The sequence below is a fragment of the Rhodococcus sp. NPDC057529 genome (assembly GCF_042802055.1).
In the GTDB taxonomy this organism is placed as follows: domain Bacteria; phylum Actinomycetota; class Actinomycetes; order Mycobacteriales; family Mycobacteriaceae; genus Rhodococcus_F.
This window is the reverse complement of sequence record NZ_JBHVEY010000042.1, coordinates 17493-37516: the sequence shown is the minus strand read 5'-3', so window position 1 is coordinate 37516 and position 20024 is coordinate 17493. Positions and strand designations below refer to the sequence as shown.

Here is a 20024-nt window from a genome sequence, read left to right as displayed (position 1 = left end):
CTCGACGGCACGAAGCAGCCCTCCGGCTACACCGAGCCGATCCTGCACCGCCGCCGCCGCGAATACAAAGCCGCCAACGCCTGACCCGTCCCCCATGTGAGTGGCAAAGCGTGCCCCCACACGCTTTGCCACTCACGTGTCAGGGGGGCGACCCCGCGCATCACTACACTGCGAGGGTCAACGTCGAACTCGTCGGACAGGGGCTGGAAGGCACGTGGGGCAGCATCGCGGCGAATCGCGCGCCAGGGGTATCAGCAAGGGGCCTGTGATCGCGCTCGGTCTCGTCGTCGTGCTCGTGCTCGGCGTGCTGGGCTGGATCCAACTGCGTGACCGGATCAACGATCAGGGAGCGGCGGCCGCCGGCGCCTGCGTCGAAGGCGAATCGGTGCTCGCGGTCGCGGCGGACCCCGACATCGCACCCCAGCTGCAGACCCTCGCCGACCGCTACACGGAGACGGCGCCGGTGATCCGCGACCAGTGCGTGTCGGTGACGGTCACCGCAGTCGCGTCCGACACCGTGCGCGACGCCCTGTCTGCGGGCCCCGACGGCCCGTGGGACGCGGAGGCATACGGCCCCCGCCCCGCGCTGTGGATTCCGTCCGGCTCGCATTCGGTCAAGCAGGTGTCGGCGACCGGGGTCATCAGCGGTGAGGCACGTCCGCTGGCGACCAGCCCGGTGGTCCTCGCCGTCCGGACGGCGTTCGCGAACGCACCGGGCACGACGGCGCTCGACTGGAAAGACTTGCCGTCCCTCCAGACCGGGCGCGATTCCCTCGGGACTCTCGGTCTTCCAGGCTGGGGCGGTCTCGGCTTGGCACTCCCCGTCGGCCCCGGCGCCGAGAGCACGGAGATGGCCGTCGAAGCGGTCGCTGCGGCCGTCACCGGAAGCAGCACCGGTCCGGTGACGGAAGAGCAGGCGCGTTCCCTTCCCGTCACGTCGGCACTCACCGATCTGGCGCTCGGCTACGAGGCATCGACGGGGACGAAACCCGCGACGACGCGGGAGGCACTCACCGCGCTCGCCGAGCCCGGCGACCCTGCCACCTCCGACGTCCATGCGGTCGCGACCACCGAACAGCAGATCTATCAGGTTCTGCGCGACGCACCCGGGGCAGACATCACCGCAACGATGCCGAAAGGCCCGACACCCGTGGCAGATCACCCGGCGGCCGTCCTGGCGGGCCCGTCCGTGGACGAGACGCAGAGCCGTGCCGCCGCGCAGTTCGCGGAATTCGTCCGTCGACCCGAACAGGCGCAGGTCCTGGCGGACGCCGGTTTCCGGGTCGAGGGGCTCGCCCGCCCCGACGACACCGCGCTGGCCTTCCCCGGTTTCGAGTCCACCCTGGTTCCTGCGGACGCCGCCGCTGCGGCCGAGCTGATGCAGGTGATCCGGAATCCGATCTCGCCGCGCACATCCACCGTCCTGCTCGACGTGTCCAGTTCGATGGGCGAACGCGAAGGGACGTCGACGCGACTGGCGAACACGACGGCGGCGCTGGCCGCCCACGTGAATCGTTCCCCAGACTCGTCGAACCTCGGGTTGTGGGAGTACAGCACCACCCTCGACGGGTCCCGGCCGTACACGACCGTGGTCGCCACCGGTCCCCTGTCGGCGGGCGGATTCACCGAGGGCACCCGCAGGCAGGCCCTCGACGCCCGGCTCGCCAAGGCGACGTCCGCCACCGGATCCTCGACCTACACCTCGCTCGAGGCCGCGTACAAGAGCGCGGTCGACGGATACACGCCGGGCCGGACCAATTCGGTCCTGCTCGTCACCGACGGCGCCAACGACGACTTCGTCGCGCGCGCGGATCTGCTGTCCGCCATCGCCGCGGCCTCGAGTACGTCGAAGCCGGTCCGCATCGACGTGGTGACGATCGGCGAGAATCCGGACCTCAACACATTGCAGGCACTCGCCGATCGCACCGGAGGGTCTCTGGAGAAGGTCGCGTCCTCGGACGGTGCGGCGTTGCCGACCGCGATCAGCAAGCTGCTGTCGTGACGAGGCTCGTGGTCTTCGCGGTCTTCCTCGCGCTCGTCACCTGGTGGCTTCATCGGCGGCTGATCCGGGCCACCGGTGTGGGGCGTCCCTGGTCGGTGGTCGTCGACGTGACCCTCGTCGCCTTGTGGGTTCTCGCCGTGATCGGCGTGGGCAGCGGCGAAGCCTTCGACCCGGGGTGGGCGCGTCCACCGGGCTGGGTGGGCTGGGTGTGGCTCGGCGCCATGTTCTATCTGGTACTCGGACTTCTCCTGGTCGCCCTGGTGTCGCTGCTCACCCGGCTGTTCGCCCGCCTGCGCGGCAGAGGGCGCGACGACCAGGTCGACCTGTCGCGTCGACGTGGTCTGCGCATCGCCACCGCGGTCGTGGTGGTGGGTGCTGTCGGCGCCGCCGGCTACGGGGTGCGGGAGGCCGCTCGACCGCGGATCGTGCGGGTCCGGGTTCCGCTGCAGCGTCTCCCCGCCGAGTTCGACGGTGTGCGTGTGGCGCTCGTCTCCGATCTGCACGTCGGCCCGGCACGAGGGGTCGATTTCACGCAGCGGGTGGTCGATCTGGTGAACGCGGAGCGGCCGGATCTCGTCGCGATCGCGGGCGATCTGGTCGACGGCACCGTCGCGAAGGTTGCGCCCGATCTACAGCCGCTCGGCGACCTCGACGCCCCGCTCGGGGTGTTCGGGGTCAGCGGCAACCACGAGTTCTACGCCGACGACGGTGGCCGGTGGCTCGACGTGTGGGACGGACTGGGCATCCGGACGTTGCGTAACGAGCACGCGACCATCGCCCGCGGCGGCGCCGTCATCCACATCGCGGGTATCCACGACTATTCGTCGCCGGCGCCGTACGAGCCGGACCTTCCCGCCGCGCTCGCGGGACGCGATCCGTCGACGTTCGTCGTGCTCCTCGCGCACGAACCGCGGCAGGCCCTGGAGGCGTCGGATCTCGGTGTGGACCTGCAACTGTCGGGGCACACGCACGGCGGCCAGATGTGGCCGCTGAATTATCTGGTGCCGTTGCAGCAGCCGTCGGTGGCGGGACTCGACCGCATCGGGAACACCGTCCTGTACACGACCCGCGGCGTCGGCGCGTGGGGCCCGCCCGTGCGGGTGGGCGCCCCACCGGAGATCACGATCCTCGAACTGGTGCGCGCGGACTGATCGCGGAGGGCCCGCCCCGCCGAAGCGGGACGGCCCTCCGGTGTCATGCTCCTTCGAACGCGGAGATCGGCGGGCAGGAGCACACGAGGTTGCGGTCGCCGTGCGCGCCGTCGATGCGCCGCACCGCGGGCCACACCTTCGGCCGGGCCTTCCCTCGGGGGAACACCGCCGTCTCGCGGGTGTAGGGGTGATTCCATTCCGCCGCCAGGCAGCCGGCCGTGTGCGGGGCACCGCGCAGCGGGTTGTCGTCCACCGTCCACTCCCCCGAGCCCACGCGGTCGATCTCGGCGCGGATCGCGATCATCGCCTCGCAGAAGGCGTCGATCTCTTCGAGGTTCTCGCTCTCGGTGGGCTCCACCATCAGCGTGCCCGCCACCGGGAAGCTCATCGTCGGAGCGTGGAAACCGTAGTCGGCGAGGCGCTTTGCGACATCGTCCACGGTCACACCGGTGTCCTTGGTGATCTGCCGAAGGTCGAGGATGCACTCGTGGGCCACCATTCCGCCCTCGCCGGTGTAGAGGACGGGGAAATACTCGTCCAGGCGGCGCCCGATGTAGTTGGCGGACGCGATGGCGGTCAGGCTGGCGCGGCGCAGTCCGACGGCGCCCATCATCCGGATGTACGCCCAGGTGATGGGCAGGATCGACGCGCTGCCGTACGGGGCCGCGGAGATCGGGCCCGCGGTGCCGAGTTCCGGGGCGAGCGGATGTCCGGGCAGGAACGGTGTGAGGTGCGACCGCACACCGATCGGACCGACACCGGGGCCGCCGCCGCCGTGCGGGATGCAGAACGTCTTGTGCAGGTTGAGGTGGCTGACGTCGCCGCCGAACCGTCCGGGCCGGGCCAGACCGACCAGGGCGTTGAGGTTGGCGCCGTCGACGTACACCTGGCCGCCTGCGTCGTGGACGGCGGCGCAGATGTCCGCGATCTCGTGCTCGTACACACCGTGGGTGGACGGGTAGGTGATCATGATCGCCGCGAGGCGCTCGGCGTGGTCGGCGATCTTCGCCCGCAGGTCGTCGAGGTCCACGTCACCGTTCGGGCGGCACGCGACGACCTCGACCCGCATCCCGGCCATGACCGCCGACGCGGCGTTGGTGCCGTGAGCGCTCGACGGGATGAGGCAGGTGTCGCGGTGATCGTCGCCGCGGCTGAGGTGGTAGTTGCGGATCGCGAGCAGCCCGGCGTACTCGCCCTGGCTGCCGGCGTTCGGCTGCAGGCTGACCGCGTCGTAGCCGGTGACCGCGACGAGCCAGTTCTCGAGGTCCTTGATGATGCGGAGAATTCCCGGGGTGTCCCCGGTGGGCGCGAACGGGTGCAGTCCGGCGAAGGCGGGCCAGGTGATCGCTTCCATCTCGGCGGTCGCATTGAGCTTCATCGTGCAGGAACCGAGCGGGATCATGCTGCGGTCGAGGGCGATGTCCTTGTCCGACAATGCCCGCAGGTAGCGCAGCATCGCCGTCTCGGTGCGGTATCGGGTGAACGCCTCGTGCTGCAGGTAGTCGGATCCGCGGAGTTGCGCGTCCGGAACGGACGTGCCCGTCTCGGGGGCCACGGCGCCGTCGCCGCCGAACGCTCCCAGCACGCGGGCGACGTCGTCGTCGGTGGTGGCCTCGTCGCACGCGACGGCGACGTGGTCGGCATCGACGAGCCGCAGGTTGATGCCGGCGTCCTTCGCCTTCGTCACCACGTCCGCGGCCCGGCCGTCGACGCGTACGAGGATCGTGTCGAAGAACTGGTCGTGCACGACGACGACCCCGGTCCTGCGGAGTGCGGCCGCCAGGGAGTGTGCCGTGTTCGCCACGCGCAGGGCGATCGCCTTCAGGCCCTCGGCACCGTGGTAGCTGGCATACATGGCGGCGAGAATCGCCAGCAGCACCTGCGCGGTGCAGATGTTCGAGGTCGCCTTCTCACGGCGAATGTGCTGCTCGCGGGTCTGCAGCGCCAGCCGGTACGCCTTGTCGCCGTCGGCGTCGACGGACACGCCCACCAGACGGCCGGGGAGCTGGCGTGCGTGCTTGGTGTGCACGGCCAGGTAACCGGCGTGCGGGCCACCGAAGCCCATGGGGACACCGAACCGCTGGGTGGTCCCGAAACAGGCGTCGGCCCCGATCTCGCCGGGTGGGGTGAGAAGAGTCAGCGCCAGCAGATCCGCCCCGACCGCGACCAGTGCGCCGCGCTCGTGGGCTGCGGCGATCACGTCGGTGTAGTCGGCGATGCTGCCGGACGCGCCGGGCATCTGCCCGAGGACGCCGAAGAAGTCGCCGTCCGGCAGGCCGGCGGAGAGGTCGGCCACCACGACGTCGATGCCGAGCGGCTCGGCCCGGGTCTCGACGACGGCCAGCGTCTGCGGGAACAGGTCGGCGTCGACGACGAACCGCGGGGACTTGCTCTTGCTCGCCCGGCGCAGCAGCGTCATCGCCTCGGCGGCGGCGGTGGCCTCGTCGAGCATCGACGAGTTCGCGACCTCCATGCCGGTCAGGTCGGCGACCATCGTCTGGAAGTTGAGGAGGGCCTCGAGGCGGCCCTGGCTGATCTCGGGCTGGTACGGCGTGTAGGCCGTGTACCAGGCCGGGTTCTCGATGATGTTCCGAATCAGAACCGGCGGGGTGAGGGTGTCGTAGTAGCCGAGTCCGATCATGGACGTCGCCACGGTGTTCTGCGCGGCGAGTGCGGACAGTTCGGCGAGCGCCTCGTGTTCGGAGACGGGTGCGGGCAGGGCGTCGAGGCCGTCGGCGATGCCGCCCGTGACCCCGTCCAGGATGACGGCGGGAACGGCCTTCGACGCCAGGTCGTCGAGCGAATCCGCGCCGACCAGTTCGAGAATGTGCGCGAGTTCCGCAGCGTTCGGGCCGACATGACGATCGGCGAATGTACGGCTTCCAGCGTCGATCACGACAACTCCCAAGCAGTTCGGAGGATCAGGACACGCCCCGCTCTGCGGAACGCCCCTCCCCCTCTGTCGCCTGCTCGGATCGAGCGCCTGAGAGATTCGGTACCGTCATTCGCGTGCGAGGACAGCCCTTTCCCCGTGGGCGGGTGGGTGCTCCCACCGCTTTCCAGAGGCGTCGGAGCCCGCACGGTCCTGTGTGCCTGAGAGATTGACGGGGAGGTGTTGCTCCTTCGGCGCCCGAACTTCCGCACACACGATGCTGCTGTGCATGCAGTGCCCGGAACTCTCCCGCACGGCGTCGACGCACCGCCAGTCTATGTCACGAGCACAGACAGCGGCGCCACCAGCGCCGGGGTTCCGGGGTTGTGGTCTAGCCCGTCTTGCGGCTCGCGCGGTTCTTGCGCCGCGACGCCAGCTCGTCCTCGGGGCTCTGCTCGCTCTCGCCGCCGTCGGCGCGCTCCGCCGGGAAATCGGCGATGGTGCCGGTCAGTTCGCGCATGGCACCACTGACCGCGATACCGAACACACCCTGCCCGCCCTGGAGCAGATCGACGACCTCCTCGGCGGACGTGCACTCGTAGACCGTGGTCCCGTCCGAGAAAAGTGTGATCTTGGCCAAGTCCCGCACTCCGCGCTTCCGGAGGTGGTCGACGGCCACGCGAATGTTCTGCAAGGATATTCCGGTGTCGAGCAGGCGCTTGACGATCTTGAGAACGAGGATGTCTTTGAACGAGTACAGCCGTTGGCTACCCGACCCGGCCGCGCCGCGGATGGACGGCACCACGAGGGACGTGCGAGCCCAGTAATCGAGCTGACGGTAGGTGATTCCCGCGATCTGGCAGGCGATGGGGACGCGGTATCCGACCAGGTCGTCGGGCACCGAATCGTCCGGGAAGAGACCCGGCTGGATCTCCTCGGAGCTGAATTCGGGCTCGGCAACGTTGTCGCCGGGCGCAAGATTCAGCGCATTCTCCTGCGGCCGATCTCCCACTGACTACTCCCTCTCGCATGTTGCACTGAACCCGACGATCAGTGCGCCTGTGACGCGCGTCGCCAGTGTCCGCGGCAATCCGCAGCACGTCGAGCGGCGCAAGCGCCACCAGTGACATCGAGCAAGCCCGTACCCTGAACCTACTCAGCGTACGCCCGATACAATCTGCAGGGCAGAAAATCACTGCACCGAACGCTATGACTCCGAGGAGACGGGGTCAACGCAACGCGCCGGAAGAACCTCAACCGTTACTGCGCAAGCGGCTCTTCCGTAGGAGAAACTAGCCGTCGGTGGCCTTGAAATCGTCCGGCGACACGGACTCGAGGAATTCCTTGAACTTCTCGACCTCGTCCTCGCGCTCGTCGGGCATGACCAGACCGGCCTCCGTGAGCACCGCTTCCTCGGCGAAGATCGGGACCCCGATGCGCAGTGCGATGGCGATGGAGTCGGACGGGCGGGCCGAGACGCGGGTGTTCTGGTCGAACACCAGGTCGGCATAGAACGTGCCCTCGCGAAGGTCGACGATGCGGACCTCCTTCAGGGTGCGGCCGAACGCTTCGATCAGGTTCTTGATCAGGTCGTGGGTCAGCGGGCGCGCCGGCTCGACACCCTGCTGTTCGAGTGCGATGGCCGTGGCCTCGGTCTGCCCGATCCAGATGGGCAGATACCGCTCGCCGTCGGTTTCCCGCAACAGCAGGACAGGTTGGTTCTGGGGCTGCTCGACACGAACTCCGATCACGTGCATTTCGCTCATCGCGTCTGCCTCCACCCTGCAATGGTCCGTCCGCGGCACACAGTGCCGTACCAGGATTCTATTCGATTCGTGTCTGCTCTTCGACCGTACAGCCGTTCGAGCGCAGCGTCGTTGGGAAGTTCCGAAGCGGGACCACCGGTGAGCTCACCTCACCGATCGAGCGCACCTCGGACCGCCGACTTCACCAGGCAGGTGTGCAACGTCAGAGACAACGCGGCCAGTTCGCGCACCATCTCCTCGGCGCGATCGCGCGCGCCCGCGTCGCGGCCCTTGGCCACGGGCCCGGCGATCTGCGCGACCAATCCGGCCTCGCGGTCTGCGGCCAGCTTGAATGCCCTCAGGTGCCGCACCTCGAGGCCGAACTCGGACATCGCCCTCGCGGTGCGCGCCAGTGTCACCGCGTCCTCGTCGAAGAACCCCGCCGGCCCGGGAACGACCAGGCCGCCCCGGGTCAGCTCGCCGAGGAACTTCTCGTCGATTCCGGCCCGGGAGATCAGATCGTCGCGGCTGATCCGCACCTCGCGGTCGGTGCGGAACTCCTCCGGGGACACTTCGCCCGGGGCCACGGTGAGCGCGCGCGGCCGGCGCGGCGAAGAATCGCCCGCGCCGACCGTGGCCACACCTCTGTCGATGGCCTCGAGCTGCTCTTTGATGACCTTCAGCGGCAGATACTGATCGCGCTGCGCTGTCAGGACGTAGCGCAGTCGTTCAGTGTCGGCGATCGAGAATCGCCGATACCCCGAGGGAGTGCGCTGCGGGCTGATGAGACCCTCTGCTTCGAGGAACCGGATCTTCGAGATCGTCACATCAGGAAAATCGGGGCGCAGTCGATCCAGCACGGAGCCGATCGACATCCCCGAATGCGCCTGCTGCTGCCGCACCGCGGTCATTGGCTACCCGCACCAGCTGACGTCTCACCGATCTGCGACCCACCGGCCGTGGTCCGGGGTCCGGTCAGGAAGACCAGCCGGAACTTGCCGATCTGCACCTCGTCGCCGTTCGCGAGGACTGCCGAGTCGACCGGCTCGCGGTTGACGTACGTGCCGTTGAGGCTGCCGACGTCGACCACCTGGAACTCGTCGTCCTCCTGGCGGAACTCCGCATGACGACGGCTGACCGTCACGTCGTCGAGGAAGATGTCGCTGTCGGGATGCCGTCCTGCGGACGTCGTCGGCTGGTCGAGCAGGAAGCGCGACCCTGCGTTCGGTCCACGCTTGACGACGAGCAGAGCAGAGCCCGCGGGCAGTCCCTCCACACCCGACACCGGAGCCTCCGGAGCCTGGGTTGCCGAGGAGTTGTCGAGCTCATTGAGAAAGTCCGCGCGGAAGACCGACGTGGTTTCCGCCGGCGTCTCCCCATAGACCGCGTCGTTGCCGTTCTCGCTCACCGTTTCTCCTCCTAGTTCGATCATCCAGCAAGATTCGCTGGACTACGCAATGCCACTCGGTACTACATAATTCGGTTCCCGTGCACATTAACTTCTGTGCAAACTCCCACGATCACATTCAAACTACGGACCTGCGCCCCGACACGGCACATGCGTTCAACATTGACCGTACCCTGCGCACGCCGGTGCGTGTAGTGAGACAGGCCGCCAGTACATTACGAACCGGTATTCCGACAGCGGATCTCCCCGGCAACCCCGTTTTCCGGGCTGTCGGCACCTTCCGAAACTATCCGATTACCGCTTCTCGTGTTCGACGGGAAATTATCCTGCCGTGATGTCTGCATACCCGGCGGCGTCCAGCATTTCGGCCAGTGCGGCGTCGAGGGTCGCCTCGTCGTCGACGCCGAGTTCCACCAGCCACCCCTGCCCGTAGGGGGCGGAGTTCACGAGTTCCGGGTTGCCGTCCAGATCAGCGTTGGCGGCAACGACTTTCGCCGTCAGCGGGGCGAAGATGTCGGAGACGCTCTTGGTGGATTCCACCTCGCCGAACGATTCGCCCGCCGTCACGTCCTCGTCGACCGCGGGAAGCTGCACGAACACGACGTCGCCGAGCTGGGACTGCGCGAAATCGGTGATGCCGACGCGTACCGTCGTGGGCCCCGTCCGCTCGACCCACTCGTGTTCGGCGGTGTACCGACGATCGGCGGGGATTTCGAGCTCACTCACAGTGGCGTCCTTTCGATGGCAATCCGCGGGCGGATGCGAAGATCAATTTCCGGGCTGAGCGTATTGGCGAGGTTTCGCCTCCCGCAAGGCGGAGATCGTGACCTGCTGCGATTGTTCGATCGTCAACTGTCCACCGCTGCGCGCGACGGTGTCCACGACCCCGCCGGGAATGTTCAGCGCCGCCGCCAGAGTCGGCGGATCACCGATGGCGACAACTCCGTAGGGGGCGTTCACCTTGCGGCCGTCCACCGACACCCCGCCCGCCGAACCGGACACCCAGGAGTCGACGCCGATCCGGATGGGCGGGCCGTCGGCCCCCTGGATCTGGACGGCCTCGGCGCCGGCGGCGCGCAATTCCTGGACGAGGTCGAGCAGGACCTCGGATCCGACGCCCCTGTTGGGGTCGGTGATGCGCATCGTCACGCCGGGGCCGGTGGCCGGTACGCTCCCGACCTGGATCGACAGGGCCGTCAGCCGGGCCTGCGCCTCGTCGAGTGCCGCCCCGGAACTGCCACTCTGTTGCAGGGTTGCCAAGGTCTGTTCCAGCGATGCGATCTCCTGCCGCAGGGCCGCCTCCCGCTGATTCAGCGTGTCCAGCACGACCAGCAGATCCGCGGGGCTCGCCGAGTCGAGCGTGTCGCCGGACCCGGTGTTCTTCACCTGCGTCACGATCGCGATTCCCAGCCCGCCGAGCAGGAGCGCGGCCAGCAGCGCGAAGACGACGTGGGAGCGCCGCGACGTCGTGGGTTCGTTGCCGTGCAGTTCGTGTCTGCCCTCGTGCCCGCTCACGGTGCGATCACGCCCCGAACAGACGCCGCCGCAGCGCGGCCGCGTTGCCGAAGATGCGGATGCCGAGCACGACGACGATCGCGGTGGACAGTTGGGTTCCGACACCGAGTTGGTCACCGAGCCACACGATCAGCGCCGCGACGAGGACGTTGAACACGAACGAGACGACGAACACCTTCGAGTCGAAGATCTCGTCGAGGTAGGCGCGCAATCCGCCGAACACCGCGTCGAGCGCGGCGACGACGGCGATGGGCAGGTAGGGCTGCACGGCATCGGGCACTTGCGGGCTGAACACCACTCCCAGCACGATCCCCACGATCAGGGCGAGCACCCCGTAGATCGCGGATCCGCCCTTCAGCGCTGCCTTCATTCGTGTGACGCCTCCATCCGACTCCGTCGTTGTCATCGTGTTCCTGCTTCCCGGGCTGCCCGCACTTCCCGCGCCGGCGCGGCGGGCAAGTGGAGGTCGTCGGCCTCCGCGACCGCGAAGCCGATGCCGTACAACTGCGCCACGCTGGACATCCGCAGGTAGGCGTCGCTCACCACGAATCCGGTTTGCATCGGCCCCTGCGGGCCGATGGCGGAGACCACGTACGGCGAGAACACCGGCTGATTGTCCACGAGCATCGCGCCGCCCGCCTGCCGGATCGTCACCGACGGGCCGATCCGCACGTCGCCGACCGCGATGGCCTCGGCTCCGCCCGCCCACAGCGAGTTGACCACCGACTGCAGGTCGCGATCGAGCACCACGGCTTTCCCCCCGACACTGCGCTGGGACGAGTCGGACAGGTTGGGTTTGGCCGCGGGGTCGGTGAGCGTCACCGTCAGTCCGGGACCGTGCACGGCCTCGACCCCGGCGTCCCCCTCGAGCCCGTGTAGCTCGTCGAGCAGTGCGGCACCGCGGGCGTCGCCGGCCAGTGCGGCAGCGCGGGCGTCGTCGGCCTGCGCCGACAACGTGTCCCGGGTTGCCGCGAGGGCGCCCGCCCGGTCCTCCGCGTCCTGCACCTTGCTCAGGAGTTCGGTCCGCACCTGCTCGGTGCCCGGGATGCGTTCGGTGGCCTGGCGGTAGGCGATCGACAGCACCAGGCCCACGAGCAGTGCGCCGATCGCGATCCACACCTGCCGACCGACCCGTGTCTGCCGCGAATGGCCGTGCTCGCGATCCTCGGCCGCGCCCTCGTAGCCGGGGTCCAGATGATCGTTCATCAGAGACTGCAGCAGGGACGGCACCGGATTCCTGCGGACGCCGGACTCGGTTCGTGTCATCAGCGGACCTCGCGTTGGTCGCCGCCCGATCCTCGCGCGGGAGCGGTGCGCGCAACGGCCAGCGCGTTGACGGTGTAGAGCAGCCCGGTCCACACGTACAGCACCGTGCCCCAGACGAGGAGTGCAGCGCCGAGCGGCTCCGCCACGGCGGCGATGCTCCAGTCACCCTGCGCCGCGAGGGTGATCGGCAGTGCGAACATGAGCAGGAACGTGGCCCCCTTGCCGAGGTACATCACGTCGGGGGGTGGCAGTCCGCGCCGCCGGTAGATCAGCAGTGTCAGCGCGAGAACGGCATCGCGGCCGATCAGGATCGCCGCCACCCACCACGGGATGAATCCGCGCACGACGAACGTCACCAGCGTCGTGACGACGTAGAGGCGATCGACGAACGGGTCGAGCAGCGCACCCAGCTTCGACGACTGGTCGAGGATCCGGGCGAGCTTGCCGTCGAGCCAGTCGGTGAAGCCGCTGATCATGAGGATCGCGAGGGCCCACCCGTCGGAGTGCGTGACGAGCAGCAGGTACACGAACAGCGGCACTCCGAGCAGGCGCACCACGCTCAGGAGATTCGGGACGGTCACGATCCGGTCCGACCGCACAGTGTCCCGGTCCACCGAATTCACCAATATCTCCCCAGCGTCGAGTGCGGACCTGTTCTCGGGCGCTCGTCGCACCGCTCTCGCCACTCTTCCACAACCGCGGCCGTGGTCCGTCGATCGTCCCCCGGAGAATCCGTCGGAGCAGGTCAGGACCTTCTCACTTGCCCGCAGCGATGTCCGGTCGTGGCGGGACCGGAACCCGGGCGACAGCGTCCGCGGTCAGGCTTCCCAGGTACAGCCACCCGTCGTGCTCCCGCACACCGGTAACGGGTGCGTAGCTGCCCTTGCCGCCGCGCAGGCTGTGCACGATCTCGCCGCGCCGATCGAGGGCGACCACCCAGCCCGCGTGCACCGGGTTCGGCTGGACGGCATCGGGCAGGTTCGCCGCGACGATGCGCAGCCCGGGGTACGGCGCGAGCAGGTCGAGCAGCCGCATCCGCGGGCTGTAGAGCGCCACCCAGAACAGCCCGTCGCGGGTCTCGGACGTCATGTTGTCCGGGATGCCCGGCAGATTCTCGGCCCACACGGACGTCCGGCCCTGCGACGGCCCGGTCAGGTCGACACGGGAGATCTGGTACGAGCCGGTCTCGGCGACGAGGACGAACGATTCGTCCGAGGCCAGTCCCACGCCGTTGGCGAACTGCAGTCCCTCCGCGAGGAGATCGGTTTCCCCGGTCCGCGGGTCGAGACGCAGCAGGCGGCCGGTCCCTCGGTGTTCGAGAAGGTCGTAACGGTGGTCGGCGATCGTGAAGTGCGCGGAGGAGTCGGTGAAGTACACGACACCGTCGCGGCCGACAGCGGAGTTGTTGCACGCCACGAGCGGGCGCCCGACCGCGATGTCGGCGAGCACGTCGACGCGCCCCTTCTCGTCCACCCTCAGCACGCCGCGCTCGGCGTCGCAGATCAGGTACCGGCCGTCGTCGAGGACCTCGACGCCGAGCGGCCGCCCGCCCGTGTTCGCGAGTTCGGTGGCGTCGCCGCGGCTGTCGAACCGCCAGATCCGGCCGTCGTTGCCTCCGGTGACCACCCGGCCGTCGTGATCGACGGCCACGTCCTCCGGTCCCTCACCGGTGGGCAGGGCCCAGCGGTGCACGCCGTCGAGCACTCCGTTGGGAGCGAGCACTCCGGTGAGCGGAGGGGGCGGAGGGGCGTGCCAGACGACGGGGTCGACGCCGGTGCGGTCGAGCTTGCGGGCGAGAGACTCGAAGAAGGTCACGGACTGTGAGATTAGTCGCAAACCCGGCGGGCGTGGCGGCCCTACCTCCAGGCGAAGACGGGTTGGTCGAAACCGTCGATCCGGGTGTGCCGGTCGTGCAGTGCGACCTCCCGGAACTGGTACACGACCGCGCCCGTCGGGGCGTGCACGAGGTGACGCCGGAACGGCCACTGGATCACCGGTTTCGACGATTCCGGGATCTCCACGAATCGCGGCTCGGCGTCGATCTCGGCGACGCCCACCGAGAACACTTCCGCCACTTCCTCGTGGTTGGGGACGAGCGAGGTGATCGACTGCTCCGACCACACGACGTACGGCGTGATGACGTACCCCGAGCGGGTGACGTAGTCGTCGAGTCTGCCGAGCACCGCGGACGGCTCCACGTCGAGGCCGAGTTCCTCGTGCAGTTCGCGCCGGGCGGCGTCCTCGCCGGTCTCGCCCGGATCCACCCCGCCACCGGGCAACGCGAACTGCCCCGGATGCGCACGCATCTTGCTCGGGCGCATGGTCAGCGGAACGGCCTGACCGTCCGCACCGTCGTTCATCACGGCGATCACGACCGCCGCGGACCGCCGGTTCGTCGGGTCCACGATCCGTGGTTCGAAGCGTGCCAGCGCGTCGGCGAGCCGTTCCCTGCTGAGTACGTGCCCATTCACCATCACCCGACAGTATCGCCACTCACCGCGAATCCCACGTTCCGGTCCCCCGCGTTTCGAGGCGCGCGTGCCGGACGTCGGCCGTCAGCCGAGCAACTGCTGTTTGATCTCGGTCTTCAGGACCTTCCCGAGTTTGGAACGAGGCAGGTCGGGCCAGACCAGGATCTCCTTCGGCGTCTTCACGCTGCCGATGCGCGCCTTCACGAACGCCGTGAGTGCGTCGGCATCGACAGGGTGTCCGGGTCGCGTCTGGACGACGGCGACGACGCGTTCGCCCCATTTCTCGTCGGGGAGCCCGATCACCCCGCAGTCCTGGATGCCCGGGTACGCCATGAGCGCCTGTTCCACCTCGACGGAATAGACGTTGAATCCGCCGGTGATGATCATGTCCTTGGCGCGGTCGACGATGTACAGGAAGTGGTCCTCGTCGAGGTACCCGATGTCGCCCGTGTGATGCCAGCCGTGTGCCGACGCCTCCTGCGTCGCAACGGGATTCTTGTAGTACCCCGCCATGACGAGTGAGCTGCGCACGACCACTTCGCCTCGTTCCCCGGCCGGCAGCAGAGTTCCCTGCCCGTCCATGATCGCGACGGTGACCAGCGGGGAGGGTCGGCCCGCGGAGCTCAACCGGGCGGTCGCCACCGAGCCGTTCTCGTCGAAGTGGTCTTTCGGCGCCATCGTCGCGATCATCATCGGCGCCTCGCTCTGTCCGAACAGCTGGGCCATCACCGGCCCGATCCGGGTCAGCGCCTCGCTCAGCCGCGTCGGCGAGATCGGCGCCGCGCCGTACCAGAAGCATTGCAGCGAACCGAGGTCCGTCGTCTCCAGGTCGGCGTGGTCGAGCAGCATGTAGATCAGGGTCGGCGGAAGGAACGTGTGGGTGACGTGATCCTGCTCGATGTGCGCGAGGAACTGCCCGAGGTCGGGCGCGGGCAGGATGACCACCCGCCCGCCGAGGGTGAGGATCGGAAAGCACAGGACACCCGCCGCGTGGGTCAGCGGCGCGAGGGCGAGGTACACCGGTCTTCCGTCGAACGGGTAACTCATCAGGGTCAGCGCCGACATCGTCTCGATGTTCCGGCCGGTGAGCATCACCCCCTTCGGACGTCCCGTCGTCCCGCCGGTGCCGACGATCAGCGCGAGGTCGTCGACGGGCTCGGCGTCGCGGCGTTCGGTCCCCAGCCAGGTGTGGAAGGAGTCGGCGTACGCCTCGTCGCCGTCGAGACACACGAGCGTCGTGAGCAGCGGCAGCTGCTGCCGAATCCGATCGACCAAGGGCGCGAACGCTTTCTGGAAGATCAGGCAGCGACAGTCGAAGAGGTCGAGCAGGTCCCTGTTTTCCGCGGCCTCGTTCCGCGGGTTGATCGGGCACCACACCGCCCCCGCCCGGCTGATCCCGAACACGCAGGAGAATGCGGTCGGGTCGTTGCCGGACAGCACGGCCACCTTGTCCCCCGCGCCGATCCCCGACCGTGCCAGCGCCGCGGCGACCCGCCGGCTCAGGTCCTGGACGTCCGCATACGACAGCGTCTGCTCGCCCATCGTCAGACACGGCGACGACGGGCCGAGCGAGGCTCCCTTGTCGAGGTAGTCGGTCAAGCGCATGGTGCAGTCCTCCTGCCACTCGCGGCCGGGACGATCAGCTCTGCACGGTGAGAACCGGCTCCATCACGAGGCCGAAACTGCGCAGAGCTCCGAGGAGTTCGCGATGCCCGAACGCCTGACACGCCGACGCCAGTCCCACCCGCTTCGGCGGCTGCTGCAGCAGGGAGTGCGCGGCGTACGCCTGCAGGAGACCCGTCTGCTTGTAGTTGCAGTTGCCGTGGATGACGCAGTGCGCCCGGCCGAGTGGACCCGACGCGTACACGGAATCGAGCGACGTGTTGACGCGTGGGTTCTCCCTGGGCGGCATCCCCGCCTGCACGGAGCCGGCGATCTCCGCGAGCGCCGCGTCCTGCTCGTCCGCGGGGAGGGTCTTGATCTGCTCCTCGACCATCTTCTGGGTCGCGACGACCCCCTCCATCACCGAGCGGTCGAACACGCCGCCGGCCGCCTTCACGTTCGCCACCCGCGGATCGTCCTTGAACCACACGGGGTGGCAGGTGCCGCCCCACGGCAGTGCGAGGGCCATTTGGTGCTGTCCCGGCACCACGACGTCGAAAGTGGTACCTGGGTCCCACTTCACGTACCGGTTCTGCTCCAGGTAGTACCAGTCGGCTTTGAGGATCGTGAATATCGTCTGGGTGGACGCGTAGGTGGGAAAACCCTTCCACAGCACCAGAATGTCGAGCGTGTCCAGTCCCGGCGTCTCCAGCGCGATGTTCGCGGCGATCTCGCCGGTGGTGTACATCTGGGCGACGCCGGGAGACAGCAGCAGCCCCTCCTCGGCGTACCGGTCGCCGAATCTCTCCTGCACGTCCAGAACCCAGTCCTGCTCCCCGGTCGTGTCGGTGTAGTGACATCCCGCGGCGAGGGCCGCCTCGACGACGACGGCGCCGTGTTTGATGAACGGGCCCACCATGTTGCTTACCACCCGCGCGCCGCTGAACAATTCCGTCAGCGCCGGAACGGTGTGTTCCACCTCGACGACCTCGTGGTCGACGGTGTCCAGGCCGGGGATCCGGTCGACCACTTCCTGAATTCGCTTCTTGTCCCGGCCGGCGGCGATGAACGGAATGTTGAACTCGCGCAGGTATTCACACACGAGCCGCCCGGTGTACCCGGAGACCCCATAGACGATGACGGGCTTCTTGTCGGTCATGATGTGCCTTTCGGTGAATTCGGAGAGAGCCGGAGCGGTCGAGTTACATGCCCATGCCGCCGTCGACCGGCAGTCCGATTCCGGTGACGAAGCGGGCGGCGTCGGAGGCCAGGAAGACGACGGTGTCGGCGATGTCCGCGACCTCACCGAGCCGCCCGAGCGGGGTCAGGCCGATCACGTCGGCAACTGCGGCGTCGGCGCTGGGCCACAGTCCGAGCCGCTCCATGTCGGCGGCCAGCCCGAGTCCCATCTCCGTGGCGACCAGCCCGGGGTACACGCAGTTCACGCGGACGCCGTACCCCAGCTTTCCCGCTTCCTGCGCCGCGACCCGGGTGAGCCGGTCGACGGCGGACTTGGTGGCCGAATAGCCGGCGATGCCGGGGAACGGAATGGTGGCGGCCACCGAGGAGACGTTGACGATCGACCCACCCGCGCCCGCTGCACCGCCGGGACGCATCGCACGCAGACCGTGCTTCAGGCCGAGCGCGACGCCGAGGATGTTCACGTCGCACATCCGGCGGACGTCGGCGGGGTCGATGTCGACCACGAGTGACGAGATCTCGATGCCGGCGTTGTTGACGAGGAGGTCGAACCCGCCGAGTTGCTCCACGGTGGCAGCGACGGCGCGCTCCCAGTTGCCGTCGTCGGTGACGTCGAGGGTCACGAATCCGGTGTCGACACCGGACTTCCCGAGCGAGTCGGCAGTCGTGCGCCCTTCCTCCTCGAGGACGTCGCCGATCACGACCGCAGCACCGGCTTCGGCGAGAGCGGCGGCCATTCCGGCCCCCAACCCCTTCGCACCACCGGTGACCAGCGCTTTTCGACCTGCAAGATCACGCACGCTCATTCCGACCTGCCTTCGCACGGAGACGATTCGCGGAAACCACGTCGCGAGACACTCTTCGCATTGTGGTGTGGATCACAGCGTATTCGACTTTGAATCCGTTGCCGAGAAGAACGCCGACCGGGTCTAGCGCCGCCAGATCGACACATTCGCCGAACGCCGGGATCAACTCGCCGAGGCCGCGTTCAGACCCTCTCGGAACTCGGCTACGCCCGCACCAGCCCTCCGGAAATCGCCCAGAACTCCGAGTTCTCCCACGGCGTTCTGCACTACTACTTCAGCGACAATGGCGAGCAGATACTGGCACTCGTCGTTCCGGCGCGGTAGGGGCGGTTACTTCTCCGCGGCGGCCTTGATTCGCTGCGCGAATGCGGGTGCGTCCTTGCGGGCCGCGACAAGCGCGAGGGGCGCGATCAGTTTTCCGATTCCGTGACCCTCCAACACGTTGAAGATCGTCACCTTGGTGCCCGCGCCCGACGGTTCGAGATCGTAACCGCCCTCTTTCGCGATCACGGAGTTCTTCGATCGCTCCGCCCAGCGAATCTTCCGCGGCGCCTCGAATTCGGTGAGTTCGAACTCGCGCTTCGTGGTCATCCCCGCGTCCTTGACGGTGCTGACGAAGACGGTGCCGACTCCGGGAGGACCGTCCGTCTTCTTCACGATCTCCTGGACCCGCGGGCTGAACTCCCGGTCGTTGACCCCGGCGGCGAGATACTCGAACACTTCCTCGATGGGGCGATCGATCACCACAGTGCCTTCGAACCGTCCAGCCATGCCAGCCTCCCGTTTCCGTGACCTGCCGGTTTCCGACAGTACTCGCGCCGCGGCGTGCGCGCGGTCACATCGCCGATGCTTCCGGCCGCGCTGTCGATCCCGACGACGACGCGTCGCCCCGCGGCCCTCCGACGCGCGTAATGCACCCAGTCTTACCGGTTCCGCTGTCGGATATCGCCGTGGTTAACTGAAATGACGCTCACAGTCTCTGAAGGGCTGGACGGCATGTGGAAAGCGCAGCAGGTCGGACGTCTGTTCCTCGTCTCGGTACTCGCGGCACTCGCCGTGTGCGGAGTGAGCGCAACCGCATCGGCGCATGCCCCGGCCGTCACCGGGAAGGTCCTCGCGCCGGCGCTCTCCCCGGCGAGCGGTCAGGTCGTCGGCATCGCACACCCCGTCGTCGTCCGGTTCACGTCTCCGGTACCCGATCGCACGCTCGCCGAGCGTGGTGTCCGGATCACCCCGTCCAGACCGGTGCCCGGGCAGTTCTCGTGGATCGACGACCGCACCCTGCAATGGAGCCCGGACCACTTCTGGCCGGCGCACACCGGGGTGACCGTCGAGGCTGCGGGCGCGAGGTCGCAGTTCCAGGTCGGTGACGCTCTCGTCGCCGTCGCGAACACGACGACGCACCAGTTCACCGTCAGCGTCAACGACCAGATCGTGCAGACGATGCCTGCGTCGATGGGCAAACCCGGATACGAGACCCCGCTCGGAACGTTCCCCGTCATCGAGCAGTTCCGCGACATGATCATGGACTCGTCGACGTACGGCGTCCCGATCGACGACGAGGAGGGCTACCGCCTGTACGTCGAATACGCCACCCGCATCACGTGGGGCGGGATCTTCGTGCACGCCGCACCGTGGTCGGTGGGTTCGCAGGGCTTCGAGAACGTCAGCCACGGGTGCATCAATCTCAGCACCGAGAACGCGCGGTGGTTCTACGACAACGCCAAGATCGGCGACCCCGTCATCGTCTCCGCGTGAGTCCCGCGCCCGAGACACAGAAAAGGCGGCTCCCCGTTTCCGGGAAACCGCCTTCGCTGATCATCTGGTCGGGCTGACAGGATTTGAACCTGCGACCACTTGACCCCCAGTCAAGTGCGCTACCAAGCTGCGCCACAGCCCGTCCACACCCTCGTTCAGGTGCTCGATGAGATTACATCAGTGGCAGTCCGTAACGCTAATCGCCTGGTCAGAGCGCATTCTGTCGGA

19 protein-coding genes, 1 tRNA gene, 1 pseudogene and 1 riboswitch are annotated in these 20024 nt (G+C 68.1%); of the genes and pseudogenes, 4 read left to right on the top strand and 17 right to left on the bottom strand.

Translation table 11 applies throughout. From position 1 onward, the window contains the following. The first annotated feature begins 214 nt into the window (after nucleotides 1-214). Nucleotides 215-2002, top strand: coding sequence for a substrate-binding domain-containing protein (locus tag ACFU5V_RS41235; protein WP_378706947.1), 1788 nt, complete (start codon nucleotides 215-217; stop codon nucleotides 2000-2002). Continuing rightward, the gene (locus tag ACFU5V_RS41230) at nucleotides 1999-3153 is read left to right on the top strand and encodes a metallophosphoesterase (RefSeq protein ID WP_378706945.1); all 1155 of its coding nucleotides are present in this window, start codon (nucleotides 1999-2001) and stop codon (nucleotides 3151-3153) included. Before ACFU5V_RS41235 ends, ACFU5V_RS41230 begins: the two co-directional genes overlap by 4 nt. A gap of 43 nt (nucleotides 3154-3196) precedes the next feature. Here ACFU5V_RS41230 and gcvP read toward each other — a convergent pair whose 3' ends face one another. The 15 genes from gcvP to ACFU5V_RS41155 form a co-directional block, all read right to left on the bottom strand. Beyond that, complete coding sequence (gene gcvP, locus ACFU5V_RS41225) at nucleotides 3197-6049, bottom strand: aminomethyl-transferring glycine dehydrogenase (protein WP_378706943.1); 2853 nt, start codon at nucleotides 6047-6049, stop codon at nucleotides 3197-3199. Between the two features lie 174 nt (nucleotides 6050-6223). Then, nucleotides 6224-6347: riboswitch (glycine riboswitch) on the bottom strand. 69 nt (nucleotides 6348-6416) lie between these two features. After that, nucleotides 6417-7037, bottom strand: coding sequence for a MerR family transcriptional regulator (locus tag ACFU5V_RS41220; protein WP_012687890.1), 621 nt, complete (start codon nucleotides 7035-7037; stop codon nucleotides 6417-6419). Between the two features lie 280 nt (nucleotides 7038-7317). Further along, nucleotides 7318-7791 (bottom strand): bifunctional nuclease family protein, encoded by a 474-nt coding sequence (locus ACFU5V_RS41215; RefSeq protein WP_005264201.1) that lies wholly within the window; start codon nucleotides 7789-7791, stop codon nucleotides 7318-7320. A gap of 149 nt (nucleotides 7792-7940) precedes the next feature. After that, nucleotides 7941-8681, bottom strand: a complete 741-nt coding sequence (locus ACFU5V_RS41210) for a MerR family transcriptional regulator (RefSeq protein ID WP_378431456.1) — start codon at nucleotides 8679-8681, stop codon at nucleotides 7941-7943. Continuing rightward, nucleotides 8678-9202 (bottom strand): FHA domain-containing protein, encoded by a 525-nt coding sequence (locus ACFU5V_RS41205; RefSeq protein ID WP_370183841.1) that lies wholly within the window; start codon nucleotides 9200-9202, stop codon nucleotides 8678-8680. The genes ACFU5V_RS41210 and ACFU5V_RS41205 overlap by 4 nt, the downstream gene beginning before the upstream one ends. Nucleotides 9203-9499: 297 nt before the next feature. Next, nucleotides 9500-9904: a glycine cleavage system protein GcvH gene (gene gcvH, locus ACFU5V_RS41200; RefSeq protein WP_087562140.1), complete on the bottom strand. Its 405-nt coding sequence runs from the start codon at nucleotides 9902-9904 to the stop codon at nucleotides 9500-9502. 42 nt (nucleotides 9905-9946) lie between these two features. After that, nucleotides 9947-10693 (bottom strand): DUF881 domain-containing protein, encoded by a 747-nt coding sequence (locus tag ACFU5V_RS41195; RefSeq protein ID WP_378431455.1) that lies wholly within the window; start codon nucleotides 10691-10693, stop codon nucleotides 9947-9949. Nucleotides 10694-10700: 7 nt separating this feature from the next. Then, nucleotides 10701-11063 carry a small basic family protein gene (locus ACFU5V_RS41190; protein ID WP_005264197.1) on the bottom strand — a complete coding sequence of 121 codons (363 nt, stop codon included), beginning with the start codon at nucleotides 11061-11063 and terminating at the stop codon, nucleotides 10701-10703. 32 nt (nucleotides 11064-11095) lie between these two features. After that, entirely contained in the window at nucleotides 11096-11959 is an 864-nt protein-coding gene (locus ACFU5V_RS41185; protein WP_378706940.1) for a DUF881 domain-containing protein, read from the bottom strand. Beyond that, the gene (locus tag ACFU5V_RS41180) at nucleotides 11959-12582 is read right to left on the bottom strand and encodes a CDP-alcohol phosphatidyltransferase family protein (protein WP_378706938.1); all 624 of its coding nucleotides are present in this window, start codon (nucleotides 12580-12582) and stop codon (nucleotides 11959-11961) included. The genes ACFU5V_RS41185 and ACFU5V_RS41180 overlap by 1 nt, the downstream gene beginning before the upstream one ends. 133 nt (nucleotides 12583-12715) lie before the next feature. After that, nucleotides 12716-13774 (bottom strand): SMP-30/gluconolactonase/LRE family protein, encoded by a 1059-nt coding sequence (locus ACFU5V_RS41175; protein ID WP_378706936.1) that lies wholly within the window; start codon nucleotides 13772-13774, stop codon nucleotides 12716-12718. A gap of 41 nt (nucleotides 13775-13815) precedes the next feature. Next, nucleotides 13816-14433, bottom strand: a complete 618-nt coding sequence (locus ACFU5V_RS41170; protein WP_378431449.1) for an NUDIX hydrolase — start codon at nucleotides 14431-14433, stop codon at nucleotides 13816-13818. An 81-nt stretch (nucleotides 14434-14514) separates the two neighbouring features. After that, complete coding sequence (locus ACFU5V_RS41165; protein ID WP_378706934.1) at nucleotides 14515-16035, bottom strand: long-chain fatty acid--CoA ligase; 1521 nt, start codon at nucleotides 16033-16035, stop codon at nucleotides 14515-14517. Between the two features lie 34 nt (nucleotides 16036-16069). Next, the gene (locus ACFU5V_RS41160; RefSeq protein WP_378431446.1) at nucleotides 16070-17191 is read right to left on the bottom strand and encodes a DUF5938 domain-containing protein; all 1122 of its coding nucleotides are present in this window, start codon (nucleotides 17189-17191) and stop codon (nucleotides 16070-16072) included. A 43-nt stretch (nucleotides 17192-17234) separates the two neighbouring features. Then, on the bottom strand, nucleotides 17235-18038 hold the full coding sequence (locus ACFU5V_RS41155; RefSeq protein ID WP_378431444.1) for an SDR family NAD(P)-dependent oxidoreductase: 804 nt from the start codon (nucleotides 18036-18038) through the stop codon (nucleotides 17235-17237). A gap of 136 nt (nucleotides 18039-18174) precedes the next feature. On the opposite strand from ACFU5V_RS41155, the pseudogene ACFU5V_RS41150 reads away from it, so the two are divergent. Beyond that, nucleotides 18175-18335, top strand: a pseudogene (locus tag ACFU5V_RS41150) (TetR/AcrR family transcriptional regulator); the annotation flags it as partial. Nucleotides 18336-18368: 33 nt separating this feature from the next. On the opposite strand, the gene ACFU5V_RS41145 reads toward ACFU5V_RS41150, so the two are convergent. Continuing rightward, nucleotides 18369-18809: an SRPBCC family protein gene (locus ACFU5V_RS41145; RefSeq protein WP_378431442.1), complete on the bottom strand. Its 441-nt coding sequence runs from the start codon at nucleotides 18807-18809 to the stop codon at nucleotides 18369-18371. Between the two features lie 225 nt (nucleotides 18810-19034). Between ACFU5V_RS41145 and ACFU5V_RS41140 the strand changes: the two genes are divergently transcribed. Next, nucleotides 19035-19796, top strand: coding sequence for a L,D-transpeptidase family protein (locus tag ACFU5V_RS41140; RefSeq protein ID WP_378706948.1), 762 nt, complete (start codon nucleotides 19035-19037; stop codon nucleotides 19794-19796). Nucleotides 19797-19861: 65 nt separating this feature from the next. Here ACFU5V_RS41140 and ACFU5V_RS41135 read toward each other — a convergent pair. After that, nucleotides 19862-19938 (bottom strand) — tRNA-Pro (locus ACFU5V_RS41135). Nucleotides 19939-20024 lie beyond the last annotated feature (86 nt).